This is a genomic window from Aquimarina sp., from assembly GCF_977115655.1.
In genome coordinates this window covers 1-17,772 of the sequence record NZ_CDSBKO010000024.1, presented here as the reverse complement: position 1 = coordinate 17,772, position 17,772 = coordinate 1, and the positions used below count along the sequence as shown (strand labels likewise).

Sequence of the window (17,772 nt, the reverse complement as noted above, 5' to 3'; positions counted from 1 at the left end):
ACTTATCACTTTTTTGTTAAGATACAAAAAATTAATGAGTTAGGCTTCTTTTTCTAAATATCTGCCTCGATTTTTTGTGTTAACCTTGTGATTGTAATTGGAGATAATAATGTTTTTCGTATTTTTTTCTCCGGGAATACGACTTTTTGAAAATCAGGAATATGCTCTTCAGGATTCTGATATTTATTGGATCCGGTTAATATGATTTTTTCATTATCAAATAATTCCTGTTCTTTTTCTGCACTTTCTTTAATTTTCTTTTGAATGACACCTGATTTTAATTGGTGTAAAAAACCACCACCTTCTTCTATATTTTTAAACAATTCTAAAGCTTTTTCTGCTATTTGATTAGTTAGGCTTTCTATATAATAAGATCCAGAAGCTGGATTAGAAACTAAATTAAAGTAGCTTTCGTTTTTTAGAATTAAAAGTTGGTTTAACGAAATTCTGGTTCCAAAATCATTTTCGAAATGATAAATATCGTCATAGGGCATGTTTTGCACAATATCTGCACCACCTAATACGGCACTCATACATTCTGTTGTGGTACGCAGCATGTTTACATTATAGTCCAGAATAGTTTTGTTTCTGTGCGAAGGATATGCTACTATATGGCATTCGGGTAGGGCATTATATTCTAAAGCCAATGCACTCCATAATATTCTTAAGGCTCTTAGCTTAGCAATTTCAAAAAAGTAATTGCCTCCAACTGCGATTTTAAATACGGGGATTGTATTTTTTAAAGCAGTAATAGAGTTGGATTCAAAATAATTCAAATACTCGTTGGCATGCCCTAGTCCATAGGCAAGTTGCTGCACCATAGTAGCTCCTGCATTTTGGTACAAACCAAAATCAATACTTATGGTACTTTTAAGGTTTGTATTTGTAGTTGCCTTGTTTAAAACAGCATGATCTTGAGTTAAGTTATCATACCAGTTTCCTGTTCTTGCCAGGTTGCCAATGATATCGGTCAAAACATAAATGTCAAGATGTGTTTCTTTGGCGTGATCATTAAGTTTTTGAATATATATACTGGAAAGAAATTTTGTTTCTATGTAGACAGAAATACCAGAAGGGATGTTTGATAAAAGGTCTTTTGGCAGAACCTGCTCGTTAGAGATTATAAAATGAATGCTTTCTGCGCCTCTTTTAATTTCTTTTAATGCTTTTATATTGCTTTTACCAGCATCATCTGCTATTATTTCAATACAGTTTTTCCAGATAGAAGGATGCGAAACTTCATTTTTTATGTTTATGATATCTTCTTGATTATAAAAAGGCTTGATATCAATTCCTTCTAATGATTTGTAAATCAATGCCTCATTATAATCTGCACCTTTAAGGTCAAACTGAATTTTTTGTTTCCATTGTTTTGAAGAAACGTCTTCAAAACTATTAAATAAAGATTTAGTCATCATTTTCGTTTTTAGGTACACTATCTTCATATTCGATGATGTATATTTCTTCATCATCACGTTTCATAAAATATTCTTCTCGCGCAAATTTTTCAAGTTCGTTGCTGTCTTTTAATATTTTAATATCGTTTTGATCTTTTATGATCTCTTTTATATAATACTCTTTATTATCATTAAGTTCCTGGATTTCCTGATCCAACTCTCTGTGAATTAGCCATGAATTGGTATCCAGAAACAACATCCAAATAACAAATAACAAGATAATAAGCACATATTTATTTAAAAATATGGCAAACACAGGTATCAGTGCCGGCTTGTTTTTTAATTTTTGAAAATATTGCTTTAGTTTCAAATTTAACAGATAATAATATTGGGGTAAAGGTACAAAAGTTAATTCAAGCGCTCCTTGATAATAGTACGTACAATATCAATGGCTACATTATTATAATTATTGTTTGGTATAATAAGATCTGCAAATTCTTTGGTTGGATCTATAAATTGTTGGTGCATTGGCTTTAGGGTGTTTTGGTACCGGTCCAAAACTTCATCTATATCCCTGCCACGTTCAACAATGTCTCTTTTTAACCGACGTATTAATCGCTCGTCACTATCGGTCTGCACATATATTTTAATATCAAACATATCTCTTATTTTTGGATTGGTAAGTATTAAGATTCCTTCCACAATAATTACTTTGCTGGGTTTGGTAGTAACTGTTTGGGTGGTTCTGTTGTGCTCTACAAACGAGTATACAGGTTGTTCTATGGTTTCTCCTTTTCTAAGAGCTTTTAGATGTTCACATAACAGCTCAAAATCTATGGATTGAGGATGATCAAAGTTAATTTTAACCCGTTCATCATACGTTAAGTGACTGGTATCTTTATAATAGGAATCTTGAGATATGACACATACTTCATTGTCTGGTAACTCATTTACAATTTGATTTACAACCGTGGTTTTACCACAGCCGGTTCCTCCGGCGATTCCAATAATTAGCATTCTGATTTTTTTGGCAAATTTAAAGATTGTTTTTGAGTTTTGAATATAATGTTTCTATAAGTTGGTGCTTATAAAACTGTTTGTAATAGAATTAGAGGTAAACGAATTGTCTTCTGCGGTTTTTTGTAAAAAAGATGTGGTAAGTTGCTTGAAATGTGCTTGTAATAGCTGTTATTGAGTGCTTTAAATGATAAAAGAACACTAATAATGCCAGATTACAGGGATGATTTTTTATAGAAAGGGCGCTTTATGAGATGTTTTCTAAAAGGGCTATTTTGAAAAATTATCGATGTTTATATCACTTATCAACTTAATGCTATCAATTATTGTAAAAATCAGAACAGATATAAAAGAAGCTGTTTTGGTATTTAAAAAAACAAATACTTTAGAAGTATGTTTAATCTAAAAATATATTGTTATCATGAAAGGTAAATTAGAAAATTTAAGAAAATTTGAAATGACTAAAAGTGAAGCTAAAAACATTAATGGGGGTGCCTGGACATGCTATCATGGAAACGGCACCCCTTATGCTTCTTTTATACATGCATCAGATGCTATTGCTTGGGCAGATCAAGGAGGTACAGGAAGATACTGTGTTGGAGTAGGAGCAGATGGACCTAAAGTAGAATTTGATGATAAGAAATAAATAGTACATAGATATATTATGTTTTAAAGCCCACCATAGCGATGAGCTTTAAAACATAATTAAAATTGGCTAAATCAAAAAAAAGAGTTTAAAATATGTTTATGTAGGCTTTATTTGGCTAATGCTTCTTTTTTAAACCCATTGTTGAACTTAACGTTTGTAGTGGTTTGTTCAAACAACACATTACCTTTACTGTTTCCTTCCCAATCTGCGGGGATTACTTTTCGTTTTGCCATAAAAGTATATCCCTTAACGGTTGCATATTCGATTTCCATAAGGGATACTCCCAACGAACTTCCTTTTACGGTAAACAAAAACCTATCAACAAGAAAAGTGTTTGGGTTGATGTATAAAATAAAATCATCCTGTACATCCCCAACCCCTTTTTCAAAACCTATTTTTACTATTTTGTAATTTATATTATTATAGCTTCTGTCTGGAAGCTGCTCATAAACAATACCCGGGTCTAATAATTTGGGCATCATGGTAAACCAGTAGTAATTTGCTTTACGTAAAAAATCAGAACTTAATAATACTCGTTTATCGGTTAATTTGCTGTCGTTAAGAGATACCCAAGAGTTGTTGCTTTCGTAATATTGCGTAACTATCCCTTCTTCTTTTGGAAGTACAAATGCTTCATGCTTTTTATATTGCCCCCAGGATATTTCTTCATTAAAGATATAGCGCTCTAAAGAAATATCACTTTTTTTATTGGCGGGACTATAAAAATGGTAAGTAAACTCTACGTCCTTTAATTTTTTAAGTAAGCTATAACTTCCTGTTTTAGATACCATTTTTTCAATGAGTGCTTTAGCAGGATCACCAGATGGGGTATCGCTTTTTTGTGTAAATCCAATACTAACCAGTAGCATGCAGGTTATACTTGTAATATGCGTTTTTAGTTTCATAGTGTATGTTTTATAAAAATCTATCTGCTTTTTCATTTTTGTCACGGTTTTTGCGTTTTATACTTTTGTTTTTTCCACCTCCAAAACGATAGGAAAGCCCAAAATAAACCGATTGTGTATCTCTTATAAATTCTCCTTCTTGAATAATAGTTCTATAGGCTTCAAAAGCAAACTTTTGCGTTTTAAATATGTCATTAAAATTAATACTAAAGGTTCCTTTGTTTTTTGCGAAATTATAACGAGCACCAGCATTTACAAAAAAGTTTTCCTTTAGCTCATATTGTAATATTTTTTGAGGACCTCTATAAAAACCAGCTATTTGCAACGTTATATTTTTAGATATTTTAAAGCTGTTGTTAAGCTTTGCGTTTAATAGCGTATTATTGGTTGTTACATTTTCCCCTTCGATCACTCCTTTTTGCGTTCTGGAGTACACATCTAAACTGGTGTTAAAACTCCACCATTTGGTTGGTCGATAACTCGAAGAAAATTCAAATCCATAAGCATCATTACTATCAAAGTTTGCATAATCAAGAATTAGTATGGTTGGATTATCTTCTTCAAAATATCCTATTCTGTTAATTTCATCTTTAATTTTTCTGTAAAAACTACCCAGAGTTATACTTCCTTTATTTATTTTTCTGGTATAATTAAGCTCGATGGAATTGGTAAATTGCGGGGTTAGATCAGGATTACCTATGATTATGATTTGAGGTGTACTAATTTGCCTGATAGGGTTGATCTGGTTTAATGAGGGTCTGTCTACCCGTCTGCTAAAACTTAATAAATAGGAGTTCTTTTGCTCTTCGTCCGGGGTGTATTTTAAAAACCCGGATGGGTAAATATTAAAAATATGATCTTTAAAGCTACTTTGCTCTCCTTGTGTTTCATTAAACTTAGAATCTACCGTATAGTCTTCTAACCGAACCCCAATATTGTATTGCCATTTCTTAAAATTTTGATTAAAAGTGGTGTAAAACGAATAAATATCCCTGTTGTACGAAAAATCAGAGTTTAAAAAATCAACACGACTTGTTGTATAGGTGTTTGTAGTTCGGCGTAAACGAGTTTCTAATCCTGTTTCTAAGACAGAGTTTTCAGTAATAGGATGTGTATAATCCAGATTTATGGTTGTATTTGTTCGTTTGTCTGCAACAGTTTCAGAATAGTTGTTCACAGGGGTGTTTCCTGTAAACCTAAAATCATTATCTGTATCACTCTTTAACGTATTATAGTCTAGTTCTAATTCGATACTATGGTTCTCTTTGGTAAAAGAACGTTTGTAATCTGCGTTGTAAGTTGCATTATAATTATCTGTATTAAGAGCATCAAATTGCACAAAATTAGAAGACATATTATTAAAAAAAGTAATTGCTTTCTTTCCATCAGATCTGGTGTCGAACAGATTCTGGTTGGTATATATAGAAAACGTGTTTTTATCATCGATAAAATAATCCATACCAACTTTAAACAGGTGAGATATACGCTCGTTATTATTTTTGGTTAATTGATTGGTTCGCTCCAAGGTTCGGGTTACTGTTCCGTCTGTTATTTGATTACCAAAACGGTTACTATAACTGCTATAGGTGTTAATTTTTCCTGCTCTGTAATTTAAACCTAAAGAATTATCATATCGTGCTTTTTCTCCAAAAGTAACCCCAGAGCTTAGAGTACCATTAAATCCTAAATTCGTACTTTTTTTTAAGGTGATATTTATGATCCCACTCATACCTTCGGGATTATATTTGGCAGATGGGTTGGTGATTAACTCTATGGTTTTTATGGATGACGAAGGAATTTGTTGTAACAGATCTGAGGCACTAATATTTGTTGGTTTTCCATCGATCAAAATACGAACATTTTCGTTTCCGCGAAGCGAAATTTGACCATCCTGATTAATATCTACAGTAGATATGTTTCTCATAACATCGCTTGCCGAAGCACCTGCATTGGTTAAATCCTGTCCTACATTAATTACCTTTCTATCTATTTTTTGTTCTATGGTAGATCGTTCTGCAGTAATTTCTATGGTGTCAAGAGCGATACCATCTTCTTCTATAGCAATAGTATTCAAATCAATTTCACTTTTCGATTTTGTGATCGAGACTGGTTTTAGGACTGTTTTGTATCCCATAAACTGTGCTTCAAAAATGTATTCGCCTAATGGGATTTTGTCTATCAAAAACATGCCTTGGTCGTTGGTTATTCCTCCTGTAACTACGTTATCGTTAGATTTTACTACAATAGTTGCATAGGGCATGGGTTCTTGAGTGTTTTTGTCCACTACTACTCCTGTAATGGTACCGGATTGACTATAAAATTTTATAGAGAACAGTAAAAAACATACTAATATATATCTTGTCATATTCTATTTTTGAATTAATTGAATTTCTGCAATAAGTTCAACTTCATTTCCTAGTGCAATTTTTGCAGGGGCATAATTAGTACCAACTTTAAAATCCTCGCGAAGTAGCACTCCGGTAATCGTAAAAACCTTTCTGGTGTTTTTAAATCTTGGATGTACATAACTGCCTTTATACACGGCTTTTAATGTTATTGGTTTGGTTATGCCTGTCATAGATAAATCTCCTGTAATTTCATATTCTTTATTCGATAATTTTTTAACAGAAGTGCTACTAAAGCTTATTTCAGGATGTTGTTCTGCTCCAAAAAAATCACTGGTTTTTAGGTGTTCGTCTCTTTTTTGTTGATTGGTATTTATGGATGCTGTGTTTATAACAATTTGTATAGCTGTTATATCTTCTTTATCTTCTGTAAAAGAACCCGAATACGCATCAAAAGTTCCTTTTATTTCACCAATCTTAAAATAGGGGATGCTAAATCCAATTTTGGAGTGGTTCGAATCCATTTGCCAGTTGGATTCTTGTGCATTGGTAACAAAAAGCCCTATAAAAAATAGAAGTACATATAGTTGTGTTTTTTTGGGTAGTTGATAGGGGGTCTTTTTACGTTTCATAAGTATATCGAATTAATAGTTATACCGCTAAACTAAAATTCATACTCATATCGTTTTAAATAAATAGACAAACACAAGGTAACCGTTGTTATATAGTTGTTTATCTGGTAAATATTAGTTGGTCTACCGTAAATGGGTTTTGGACTTCTGTACCCTATGGTTTGACATCCCCTGATTAATGATCTTCTTTAAATTTGTATCTTTAAAATTATTTGAGATAGAAAAATAAGATGATACAAAAGATTTATAAGTATTTAGAAGTTTCGCCCCTAAAGTATTTGGTTTTTGGGCTGGTTATATTTGCATTTTCGGCATCCAGTTCTAGTTGGTATTATGCTACTACCAGCGAATTACTTATTGTATATAGTATTAGATCCACAGTACAAATTGTGGTTGCTATACTCATTATAGAACTTTTAATACCTTTTCTTTTAAATAAACAAAAAAACATAGCTTTTATATTTTCATTAGCCTTTACACTACTTGTTTTTTATGCTGTTTGTACTGTAATATCCAAATATTATCTAGAGGCTACATACCCTGCTACTTATGTTAATTATTTAAAGCGTTTTTCAGACACCTCCTTATTAGCCAGACTTGTAAATATTAATGAGTTTATATCCAAATCACTATACTTGTTGTATCCAACTTTTTTGCTGTTGGTTTTTAAATTATATAATGACAAGCAGCATTTGCTAAAACTAAACGAACAGAAAAAGGCAACCGAACTGGCTGCTTTAAAAAACCAATTAAATCCTCACTTTTTATTTAATACATTAAATAATTTGTATGCATTAGCCTTAAAAAAATCAGATGATACCACCAAGGTGATCCAAAAACTTTCTAATATTCTGGATTATATCTTATACCGATGTAATGATAATTATGTGTCTTTGGATAAAGAAATTGACTTAATCGAGAATTATTTGTCTTTAGAAAAAATCCGTTATGCCGATAGAGTTAAAATTTCTTTTAGTAAAAACGTAACAGGTCAGGAAAAAATAGCCCCGTTATTATTGCTCACTTTTATTGAAAATGCTTTTAAACACGGTGTTAAAGAGGAAATAAATCAGGCGAGTATTGAAATCAATATTTCTAAAAAGCAAGAACAGTTAGTATTTACTGTAAAAAATAGCAAGCCGGCAGGATCTGCTGTTTCTGCAAACAAAGACTCTATAGGTCTTAAAAACATAAAAAAACAACTAGAATTATTATACCCAAAAGCGTACGATTTGATTATTGAAAACACCTCGAATTCCTTTTCGGCTAATCTTAAATTAGATATTATATGAAATATAAATGTTTAGTTATAGACGATGAACCTTTAGCCAGAGAATTAATAGAAACATATTTACAAAACTTACCCGATTTTGAGTTGATAGCATCCTGCTCCAGTGCTATTGAAGCCAGTTCGGTATTAAATGAGACTAAAATTGATTTACTTTTTCTGGATATTGAAATGCCGGTTTTAAAGGGAACCGATTTTTTTAAAAACCTGGTGTATAAACCGCAAGTAATTTTTACTACTGCCTATCGGGATTATGCAGTAGACGGGTTTGAATTAAATGCCCTGGATTATTTATTGAAACCTATATTTTTTGAACGCTTTTTTTTAGCTATTCAGAAGTTTTTGGAGCAGGAAAAAAAGCCAGATGCATATAGTACTTCAGAAAATACTGCTCCCCCAAAAAAAGATTCTGTTTTTGTAAACAAGGCAAAAAAACAAATAAAAATACCTTTTGAAGATGTTTTGTATATCGAGAGCTTAAAAGATTATATTAAAATTCACTTAGAGAATAAAACACTGGTTATAAAAGAAAGTATCTCTAGTTTTGAAAAACGTATTGATTGTCGTTTTATTCGTGTTCATCGCTCCTATATTGTAAATCAAGAAAAAATTACTGCGTACACCAAAAATGATATAGAAATTGGTGAAATAGAAATTCCTATCGGCAATAGCTACAAAGATAATATGCCTGATTTTTCAGAGGGGTTGTAGTTGTATAGAGCAAGAAAATGCATGTAAAACACAAAAAGACCTTCTGTTGGGTCAAAAAGACGCTCCGTTTCACTCCATAAGCTAAACGTTTAGCTATGGAGGTTGAAATTTTAAATAGCAGGGTTAAAATTTCAACGACCGAGGTTAAAAATTCAACAAGCTGGGTTAAAATTTCAAGGCCGTTAGTTAAATGCTTCGTCAAAAAGACGCTCGGGAGGGTCAAAAAGACCCATGACTTGCTCTTAGGGGTTAAACGTTTAGCTATGGAGGCTGAAATTTTAAGACACAAGGTTAAAATTTCAACTCCTGGACTACCTAATAAAGTTGCTATGCTAAAATCAAGAAAACAACGGTATTTTTTGTATTACTTCTTGAAAGAATACTAATTCAATTTTTGATAAATATACATTTGAGGAATAATACCAATGTCGTTTAGTTAAGCTGTATCTTTTTGAGGATTAAATGTCTGTAAAAACAAAATACCCCTTTACTTCCATCATGGATTCCAACCTACGTTGGAATGACAAGCAGAAAGCATTGTGTTTTGGTTATTTTGTCATTCCGTTGAAGAACGGAATCCACCATTAACAAACTTTAAATCAATAGTTTAAATTCTTAACTAAACGACATTGGAAATAATACTTAAATACAAATGTGTTATATAAATATTAAAAGTATAGTATGAAAACAAATTCAAATCCTCTAACAATACCTTCCAAGCATATTATAATTGTGTTAGTCTTCTTTCCATTATTATACATTGTAAATAGTTTTTTACCATGGTCTAAAGAGATTATGTCAGGTAATCGCAATTACTTTCTTACTTTTTGGTTTTCAATCCTTATGCTACATTGGAGTAATACTTTTTTGGCATATTGGTATGGTAAGAAAAGTGGATATAGTTTAAGGGATTTTGGTTATACACTTTCAAAAAAGACAACCCTAATAGCATTAACAGTTTATTTTCTTTTAGGCATTGGCTTTTTAATTCTTTCTTTAAATAGAAGTTCTGGGAATACAGTTTCTCAGTTGGACTCGATTTTATATAATTTTTATCCAATTACACTTACAGATAAAGTCCTATGGATATTTGTAGCATTAAGTGCTGGTTTTTGTGAAGAATTTGTTTATCGGGGTTTTGGAATGACAATTTTAAAATCAAGAAAATTATCAAATTGGCTTATAGTTTTATTAACATCCGTTTCCTTTGTCTTTATTCATGGAGTTGCTGCATTTGATATGTTTCCCTTCTACTTATTCTTTGGAATTTTATTTGCTATATTGCGTTTATGGAGAAAAAATATTATCCTGAATATTATAATTCATGCATTAATTGATTTATCTATAATCACAATCTCTTAGTCCAATTTGATTATGAACTATTATGAATTTGAATTTGATGTTGTTAAGATTTCACTTATATTCCTAATCTCTTTTGGCCTTTTTTCTTTGTTTGTTTTTAGAAGTTTTGTTTATAAGAACAAGCAAATCTACCTTTTAATCATTTTATCGATTCTAGCATTTGTAGACGCTTATCTATATATTTATTATCAAATAAAGCACCCAAATTTGATTCCTTCAATTGTTCTTGCACTAGGGCCATCATTATTATATTTTATAAAAAGTAAATTAAACAATAAAAAATATCATATAAAAAAAACGATATATCATTTTATTCCAAGTGTCATTCTATTGATAATAAGTATGTTGAGTTTTAACCCAATGAGTTCTCTTAATTACTATATAATTGTATTTGTGATTTTGCATTTTGGAATCTATCTTCTCGTGTCTATTAATAAATTAATTTCAAAAAAAATAGTTGTCCTTCGTTCAAGTGATTCTCAAAATTTATCTTCTTTTAAATGGGTTAATTTATTCAATGTGCTTTTAACAATCTCTTTTGTATATACAACAGCTTTAATCGAAGTTTTTACCTCTGGAGGTAATAGTATTAAATTTCGGTTTGTTGTTATAGCATTAGTCATCGGCTGTCTGTTTCTTTTAATTAGAAATTTTACGATTAATATGTTTCAAGTTTATTCTTTATTTAAAGAAAAAAAGAATAAGCGTACCATTGAAAAATATAAAGATTCTATTTTAACAAAAAGTGAAAGTAAAAAATTAGCAACTGACCTAGTTGATATAATGCAAAATAAAAAACCATACTTAAAAGAATCAATTAGTTTAAAAATATTATCAATAGAATTGAAAACACACCCTAAAATATTATCTCAAGTTATCAATGAAAATTTTGACAAGAACTTTTTTGATTATATTAATTCATATCGTATTGAAGATGCAAAGATTTTATTGGCAGACATGAATTATAAAGACTATAAAATATATGAAATTATGTATCAAGTAGGGTTTAATTCACGCTCATCGTTCAATACTTCATTCAAAAAGAATACTGGTATTACAGCAAAACAATATAGAGAAAGAAATTTATACAAATAGATAATTATTTTGTTTGACTTCCTGTAATAGTACTTTTACAACCAAATACCTGAATACATTTGCTTTTTAAGCATTCAGGTATGAAAACATCAATATGCATAGTACTTCTTTTACCTTTATTAGTATTGGGTCAATCTAAAACAATAAATAATACTAATCGAATTGCGAATGAAATAGATTCTTTGATTAATATTAAATCATATTTTAAAGCAAGAGTCCTTTTTAATAATAATAGAGGTGTACTAAGTGATTTTCACTATCTCAGATTAAAAGGAACAATATGTAATTTGTTCAACAAGTTAGAAGAATCTAATGAAGCTATTACAGCTCTTTTTATTAAATATGAAGATAAATTAAGTAAAACCGAAAAAAAAGATTTACTCAATGCTAAGCTATCAAATGCTGTCAAGCTATTTGATTATAAGTTGGCAGATGACGTTACCAATTTGATTACAACCGATTATAGAGATGTAATTACCGAGTTAGAGCTTAAAAGTACTTTAAATAATGGAAAAATATGGAAAGCTATTTCCAACTATCCTAAACAAACAATTGTTTTTGAAAGTGACTCTCAATTTAAACTTATTCCAGATAAAGCAGGCTTAAGAAACTTAACTGTTGTTAAGCAAAACAAAGAGTATCCTTTTATTTTTGATACAGGGGCAAATATTTCTACAATAGTGGAATCTCAAGCACTTAAAATGGGAATTGATATTATTGACGTAGCCATTAGTGTAAATACAATTACAGGTAAACGAGTTGACTCTAAGATTGGTGTGGCTTCTGAATTATCTATAGGAAATATGCATTTTACTAATGTGGTTTTTTTAATCTTTCCGGATGAAGCATTATACATTCCGCAAATAGATTATCAAATTAATGGAATTCTGGGTTATCCTGTTCTTTCAGTAATGAACGAAATACATTTCATTAAAAACGATGAACTTTTTGTTCCTAAAAAGAGTGAATTAGAAAAAGGCATCAATTTAGCTATAGAATACTTAACACCTATAATTAATTTGGTTGATGAAAAAGAAAATGAAATGTCTTTCACATTTGATACTGGTGCTGGAGTAACTATGCTTTATAAATCTTATTATGACTTAAAGAAGAAACACATATTAAGCAACTATTCTAAGACCAAAATTAGATTTGGTGGTGCTGGTGGAAATATTGAAATTGATGGCTATCATGTTGGATTTAAAGCAAGAATAAATGATGAAATAATTTCGCTGGAATCAGTTGATTTAATACCCGAATTGTTAAAGCCAAGTGATAGATATTCATTTGGTAATATAGGTCAGGATCTCATATCAAAATTTGACAAAATGGTTATAAATTTTGAAAAAATGTTTGTTCATTTTAGCAAATAAATCAATTATGGACTATTTATTTCAAGATATAAAAGGAGCATTACACATCATTTCATCGGTTCTAGCATTGGTGTTTGGTACTATTATTCTGATTCAAACGAAAGGTACTAAAAGGCATAAGGAAATAGGTTATTATTATGTTGCTAGTATGATTGTTTTAATTGTAACATCTTTTATGATTTACAGACTTTTTGAAAAGTTTGGCATTTTCCACTATGCATCACTTTTTTCTGCTATCAATCTTATACTAGGAATGTTACCTATGCTTTTTAAACAGCCAAAAAGAAATTTTATGTTCTTTCATCTAAACTTTATGTACTGGTCTGTCATTGGTTTGTATATGGCTTTTGCTGCAGAAATAGCAACGCGGATTCCAGACAAGCCTTTTTTTAAAATGGTATATCTCGCTAGCGGAATAATACTTGTGTTAGGATTTATTGGGTTTTTTATCAAACTCAAATATTGGAAAGAAATTTCAGGTTTGACTAAAAAATAAAAATTATGAAAAAATTATGAAAAAATTATTAACGATCATCATACTATTCATAATAAATATGGATTATTCAGTGGCTCAAAGTGCCAGTGATATTATGGATAAATACACTAAGGTTACTGGTGGTAAAAAGAATTGGGATAAAGTAAATTCCATGAAAGTAACAGGTATTGCTAAGCTATTAAATCAAGGAGGTCTGGAACTTCCATTTACACGTATTATGAAAAAAGACGGAAAGCAAATCACATCTTTAAAAGTTAATGGTATGGATTATATATCTATAGCTTTTGATGGCAAAATTGCTTGGGGTTCAAATCAACAAATGCAACCAGAAGCTAAAATTGACGATACTTCACACAATACAATGATAACTAAATACGATTTTCCCTATCCTGGACATAATTGGAAACAAAATGGATACACAGTTGATTATCTAGGAAAGGAAACTGTAATAAATACCGAAACTTATAAAATAAAACTCACTAAACTACCACAATTAGTTGATGTAAAAGAAGTTGAGAATATTCTATACCTATATTTGGATGCTAAAAAGTACGTGCCAATTCTAACAGAATCAATTGTGATGACAGGTATTGATAAGGGGAAAATATTAAGATCTTTTCTGTCTAATTACAAAGAAGTAAATGGTCTTTTATATCCGTTTATTGTCACAATGAAATATGAGGAAGAAACATTCCAAATTCTAGAAACTGAAACAGTAGAATGGAACTCAGAAATTGATGATTCTATTTTTGAAATGAAAGCAAATTAAATAATTAAAACTAAAAAAATGAAAACAAATTTAAAGAGATTAACAGTAGTAGCTTTAGTATTAGTTAGCTTCAGTTTTGTGAACAACTTTTCAAATTATACTCTAGATGTTGGTCATACACACGTTGGCTTTGAAGTCGAACGTTTTTTAGTTGGAGAAGTCGAAGGTCGTTTTAATGATTTCAACGCAACTATTTCAATGGAAGGTGAAGATTACACAACTCTTGCTATCAATGCAATAATTAATGTAAATAGTTTAGATAGTAATAATGAAACAAGAGATGGACATTTAAAAGGCGAAATGTGGTTAGATGCTAATACATATCCTGAAATTGTTTTTCAATCTACGTCAGTTAAGAAAGAAAGCAACGATAAGTATTCTATAAACGGTAAAATGACTATCAAAGGTGTCACTAAAGAAATAAACTTTCCAATTGAAATACTAGGTCCATTTAAGGATCCTACTCAAAAAGAGGCGATAGGTATAAAAGCAGATTTCACTCTCAACAGGTTTGATTATGGTATAAAATTTAACAAAAAAATGGATAACGGCTCATTCTTTATTGGAGATGTTGTAAAGATAAAATTGAGAGCCCTTACTTATAAAGAATGAGCGATGAAAAACAATTAATATTATGAAAAAACAGATAAGTAGTTTTTTTTATTTGCGATATTTTTTTCGTGTAATGCACAAATATTAACAGAATTAGATTTTCTTGAAGGGAAATGGAAAATTGAAAAAAAAGAAATATATGAAGAATGGAACAAAGAAAAAGATTTTTATGTTGGTACTTCATATAAGACAAAAGAAGGTAATAAAACAATTACGGAAACTCTTTTAATAAAGAGTGAGGACAATAAGATAATTTATATGGCGACAGTACCTAACCAAAATAACAGGAATGCAATACCTTTTATTCTTAATAGAGAAATAACCGATAAACTTTCATTTGAGAATTTAGTCCATGATTTCCCGAAGAAAATACAATATCAAAAATTAAGTCCTAAAGAAATTTTAGTAAAAGTACTTGGATCAGAAAACAAAGGGTTTTCTTAATAAATTAATAAAAGTAGAATAGCTTGATTAAAATTGTTTAGTTGAAAGAGCAATTCTATATAAAAGTACTTTTTTTAATCGCTTTGTATCGGTTAAAAGCTAAAAGTAAAATCAACGAATAAATTTTTAAAGAGTTCATAAAATTATAATTGTAAAAAAATGGCGAATATTAGACATAACTTAATGATTAATGCATCTATTAAAGAGGTATATGATGCTATAACTTTAGAAGATGGTTTAAAGGGTTGGTGGACAAATGATGCTAAAGCAAAATTAGAAATAGGCTCTATCAATCATTTTAAATTTGGAAATGAATATTTTAATAAAATGAAAATCCTAAAGTTGGGAGAACCAAATCTTATTCTTTGGGAATGTGTAGATGGAGATAGAGAATGGATAGGAACGAAGCTAAGTTTTGAACTTAAAGATAAAGAAGAAAGGACCTTTTTAAAGTTTTCTCATTTAAACTGGAATGACGAAAGTGATTTTTTTGGATTTTGCTGTCACCATTGGGGAAGGTATTTAGACAGTTTAAAATCACTTTGCGAAACTGGAAAAGGTCAGCCATTTATGGTATAAATTGTTAAATCAAGAATCAATTATTGTGTTCAATAAATTATATATAATCATAATTCTATTTGTATTTCATTTTGGCTCATTATTTGGGCAAAACTTAATAAAAGATTTCACAAAGTCTTTATGGCAAGGAGAAGGAATGTTAATGGGTGTTCCTGCGACATTTAAGATGGATTGGAAATTAGTACTAAACAATCAATTTCTTGAATTACGGTTTTCAAGTATTCGTAAAGATGAAAAAGGCAATGAGATTGTTTTTGAGGCCATAGGTCTTTATAAACTTTCGGAAGCTAAATCACTAACAGGATCGTGGTTTGATTCAAGAGGAGTAACACTGCCGTTAAAAGGTGAAATTCATAATAACCAATTAATAATAAATTGGGGTAGCAAAAAAACAGAGCAAGGTAGGACAGTTTATACTTTAATTAACAACAATAATATCATGGTTAAAGATTATGTCCTGAAAAACAATGATTACCAGGTATTTGGTGAGGTAAATTATATAAGTAAAGAATAAATCGATCTACAATAAAATGACAATAATCAAATTTAAAACAATTCATATAATTTTATTTTCATTAGTGTTTTTTACTTCATGTAAAGGCTCAAAAAAAGATAAAATTGTAAATCAAATTAATTCAACAAAGCAAAAATCAATTATTATGCAAGGCTCAAAACCAAAAGTAACCGGAATAGGAGGTATTTTTTTTAGATCAGCTAATCCAAAAAAAACTATGGATTGGTATGGTAAAAATTTGGGCCTTGCTATAGATCCCCATGGCTCGGTATTCGAATTTAGAAATGCGGATAATCCTCAAGAAATTAACTATTTAAGATGGTCGCCTTTTGATGAAAATACAGATTATTTTGAGCCGTCAAAAAAAGATTTTATGATAAATTATAGAGTTCAAAATATTGAAGCCTTGGTGAAAAAACTAAAGGATAATGGCGTAACTATAGTTGATGAAATCACAACTTATGACTATGGAAAATTTGTTCATTTATTAGACAATGATGGCAATAAAGTAGAGCTATGGGAGCCTATCGATAATTTCTTTACTGAAATAGGCGGAGTAACAACAAAATAAACTACTGTAAAAATATAGTCAATAAAGAATCTAATCAAGATGTACTTAGACGGATGCATACCTACTACTAGGTACTACCATTACCATATCCATAGGTAGAAGAAAAGGATACGTTCCTATGATATACTACTTAAATAAGGAGCAAACTTAGATTTGGTGAACCGCCTGTTACGAGACCCGTATGGGGCAGGTGGGACTTCAATAAAATTAGTGTAAATATTTGATTGTTAATGATGTAATATGGTTTCTTGTTGGGCTACTCGACTGTGAAATGTTTTTTTATTAATAATTTATAGTCAAATTTAATTCCCTAAACTCTATGGATTTTTCTTGACTTAAATTGTCAAATTCAAGGGTTAAGTGGATTCGATTTCCTTTTTTGAATCCTATATCATCACAGTTTTGGAAATGGTTTTTAAATTTTTTTCCATTGCTACTATATGGTATTTCAAACTCAGCTCTAGTGAGTTTCTTAATTCCATTTAGGTGTTCAAAGTTTTTTTTGCTATTTTTTTTTTTTTGCCTTGATACGGAAGCCTGAAGGTCCAAGGTAGCTTTGGATATTTTTCATTTGTAATTATGTCAATTGGCATCCCCTGCGGTAAGTAAGTTGGCTGATAGGTTTCACTTCTCTCAAAAAGTTTGTCAGTCGAATTAGAGTTAACTAAACACAATCCAAATGGGGAATATTCATTTTTAGAGAATTGAGAACGCTCCCAAAGTTTTGTTTTAGAGGTTAATTCACTTTGGATTTCCCTTGCGCTTACAACCCATAAAATTTCAAGATAAAAATTTTCAAAGTAGAATTTTCGGTTAGTTGTTCCTTGTCCGGGATGAACTCGATTACTTCCTTCAATCAAACCAAACCTAACTAGGTTATCAGCTTCTTTTCCGTGGTTATTAGAAAAAATAAATATGTGATCTACTTCCATGTTTACTGCTCGGTCAAAATGTTTTACAACACTAAGTGTAAGATGAGCGATAGCATCTTTGATTAAATCGTTTGCGCAGCG

General features: G+C 30.4%; 21 protein-coding genes. 14 read left to right on the top strand and 7 right to left on the bottom strand.

The genetic code is table 11. The features are described from left to right. Positions 1-53: 53 nt before the first annotated feature. Genes ACZIYX_RS11700 through udk form a run of 3 tightly spaced genes read right to left on the bottom strand, consistent with a single transcriptional unit; the run spans position 54 to position 2,414 of the window. The gene (locus ACZIYX_RS11700; protein ID WP_462682425.1) at positions 54-1,415 is read right to left on the bottom strand and encodes a methylmalonyl-CoA mutase subunit beta; all 1,362 of its coding nucleotides are present in this window, start codon (positions 1,413-1,415) and stop codon (positions 54-56) included. Continuing rightward, on the bottom strand, positions 1,408-1,767 hold the full coding sequence (locus ACZIYX_RS11695) for an FtsB family cell division protein (protein ID WP_462682424.1): 360 nt from the start codon (positions 1,765-1,767) through the stop codon (positions 1,408-1,410). The genes ACZIYX_RS11700 and ACZIYX_RS11695 overlap by 8 nt, the downstream gene beginning before the upstream one ends. Positions 1,768-1,805: 38 nt before the next feature. Further along, positions 1,806-2,414 (bottom strand): uridine kinase, encoded by a 609-nt coding sequence (gene udk, locus ACZIYX_RS11690; RefSeq protein ID WP_462682423.1) that lies wholly within the window; start codon positions 2,412-2,414, stop codon positions 1,806-1,808. A gap of 421 nt (positions 2,415-2,835) precedes the next feature. On the opposite strand from udk, the gene ACZIYX_RS11685 reads away from it, so the two are divergent. Then, the gene (locus ACZIYX_RS11685) at positions 2,836-3,060 is read left to right on the top strand and encodes a hypothetical protein (RefSeq protein WP_462682422.1); all 225 of its coding nucleotides are present in this window, start codon (positions 2,836-2,838) and stop codon (positions 3,058-3,060) included. 110 nt (positions 3,061-3,170) lie between these two features. Here ACZIYX_RS11685 and ACZIYX_RS11680 read toward each other — a convergent pair whose 3' ends face one another. From ACZIYX_RS11680 to ACZIYX_RS11670, 3 genes are read right to left on the bottom strand one after another with little or no spacing between them, the layout of a single operon-like run. Then, positions 3,171-4,004 (bottom strand): DUF6503 family protein, encoded by an 834-nt coding sequence (locus tag ACZIYX_RS11680; RefSeq protein ID WP_462682421.1) that lies wholly within the window; start codon positions 4,002-4,004, stop codon positions 3,171-3,173. Beyond that, entirely contained in the window at positions 3,979-6,333 is a 2,355-nt protein-coding gene (locus ACZIYX_RS11675) for a TonB-dependent receptor (RefSeq protein WP_462682420.1), read from the bottom strand. The genes ACZIYX_RS11680 and ACZIYX_RS11675 overlap by 26 nt, the downstream gene beginning before the upstream one ends. Before the next feature lie 3 nt (positions 6,334-6,336). Then, positions 6,337-6,945: a YceI family protein gene (locus ACZIYX_RS11670; protein ID WP_462682419.1), complete on the bottom strand. Its 609-nt coding sequence runs from the start codon at positions 6,943-6,945 to the stop codon at positions 6,337-6,339. Between the two features lie 230 nt (positions 6,946-7,175). On the opposite strand from ACZIYX_RS11670, the gene ACZIYX_RS11665 reads away from it, so the two are divergent. From ACZIYX_RS11665 to ACZIYX_RS11605, 13 genes are all read left to right on the top strand, one after another. Then, positions 7,176-8,237: a sensor histidine kinase gene (locus ACZIYX_RS11665; protein ID WP_462682418.1), complete on the top strand. Its 1,062-nt coding sequence runs from the start codon at positions 7,176-7,178 to the stop codon at positions 8,235-8,237. Then, a complete protein-coding gene (locus tag ACZIYX_RS11660) occupies positions 8,234-8,944 on the top strand; it encodes a LytR/AlgR family response regulator transcription factor (RefSeq protein WP_462682417.1) in 711 nt (236 codons plus the stop codon). The genes ACZIYX_RS11665 and ACZIYX_RS11660 overlap by 4 nt, the downstream gene beginning before the upstream one ends. A gap of 95 nt (positions 8,945-9,039) precedes the next feature. Further along, positions 9,040-9,330: a hypothetical protein gene (locus ACZIYX_RS11655; protein ID WP_462682416.1), complete on the top strand. Its 291-nt coding sequence runs from the start codon at positions 9,040-9,042 to the stop codon at positions 9,328-9,330. A 295-nt stretch (positions 9,331-9,625) separates the two neighbouring features. Next, a complete protein-coding gene (locus tag ACZIYX_RS11650; protein ID WP_462682415.1) occupies positions 9,626-10,306 on the top strand; it encodes a CPBP family intramembrane glutamic endopeptidase in 681 nt (226 codons plus the stop codon). A gap of 207 nt (positions 10,307-10,513) precedes the next feature. Beyond that, positions 10,514-11,401: a helix-turn-helix domain-containing protein gene (locus ACZIYX_RS11645; protein WP_462682414.1), complete on the top strand. Its 888-nt coding sequence runs from the start codon at positions 10,514-10,516 to the stop codon at positions 11,399-11,401. Positions 11,402-11,481: 80 nt separating this feature from the next. Further along, the gene (locus tag ACZIYX_RS11640) at positions 11,482-12,774 is read left to right on the top strand and encodes a retropepsin-like aspartic protease (protein ID WP_462682413.1); all 1,293 of its coding nucleotides are present in this window, start codon (positions 11,482-11,484) and stop codon (positions 12,772-12,774) included. Positions 12,775-12,781: 7 nt separating this feature from the next. Beyond that, positions 12,782-13,270: a DUF2306 domain-containing protein gene (locus ACZIYX_RS11635; protein WP_462682412.1), complete on the top strand. Its 489-nt coding sequence runs from the start codon at positions 12,782-12,784 to the stop codon at positions 13,268-13,270. 16 nt (positions 13,271-13,286) lie between these two features. Next, positions 13,287-14,039: a hypothetical protein gene (locus tag ACZIYX_RS11630; RefSeq protein ID WP_462682411.1), complete on the top strand. Its 753-nt coding sequence runs from the start codon at positions 13,287-13,289 to the stop codon at positions 14,037-14,039. An 18-nt stretch (positions 14,040-14,057) separates the two neighbouring features. Beyond that, on the top strand, positions 14,058-14,651 hold the full coding sequence (locus ACZIYX_RS11625) for a YceI family protein (RefSeq protein ID WP_462682410.1): 594 nt from the start codon (positions 14,058-14,060) through the stop codon (positions 14,649-14,651). Positions 14,652-14,708: 57 nt separating this feature from the next. Continuing rightward, positions 14,709-15,095, top strand: a complete 387-nt coding sequence (locus tag ACZIYX_RS11620) for a DUF6265 family protein (protein ID WP_462682482.1) — start codon at positions 14,709-14,711, stop codon at positions 15,093-15,095. 159 nt (positions 15,096-15,254) lie between these two features. Then, the gene (locus tag ACZIYX_RS11615; protein ID WP_462682409.1) at positions 15,255-15,674 is read left to right on the top strand and encodes an SRPBCC family protein; all 420 of its coding nucleotides are present in this window, start codon (positions 15,255-15,257) and stop codon (positions 15,672-15,674) included. A 25-nt stretch (positions 15,675-15,699) separates the two neighbouring features. Beyond that, a complete protein-coding gene (locus ACZIYX_RS11610) occupies positions 15,700-16,188 on the top strand; it encodes a hypothetical protein (RefSeq protein WP_462682408.1) in 489 nt (162 codons plus the stop codon). Between the two features lie 145 nt (positions 16,189-16,333). Then, positions 16,334-16,759, top strand: coding sequence for a VOC family protein (locus tag ACZIYX_RS11605; protein ID WP_462682407.1), 426 nt, complete (start codon positions 16,334-16,336; stop codon positions 16,757-16,759). Positions 16,760-17,241: 482 nt separating this feature from the next. On the opposite strand, the gene ACZIYX_RS11600 is transcribed toward ACZIYX_RS11605, so the two are convergent. After that, a partial coding sequence (locus ACZIYX_RS11600; protein ID WP_462682406.1) for a hypothetical protein occupies positions 17,242-17,772 on the bottom strand: 531 nt, incomplete at its 5' end.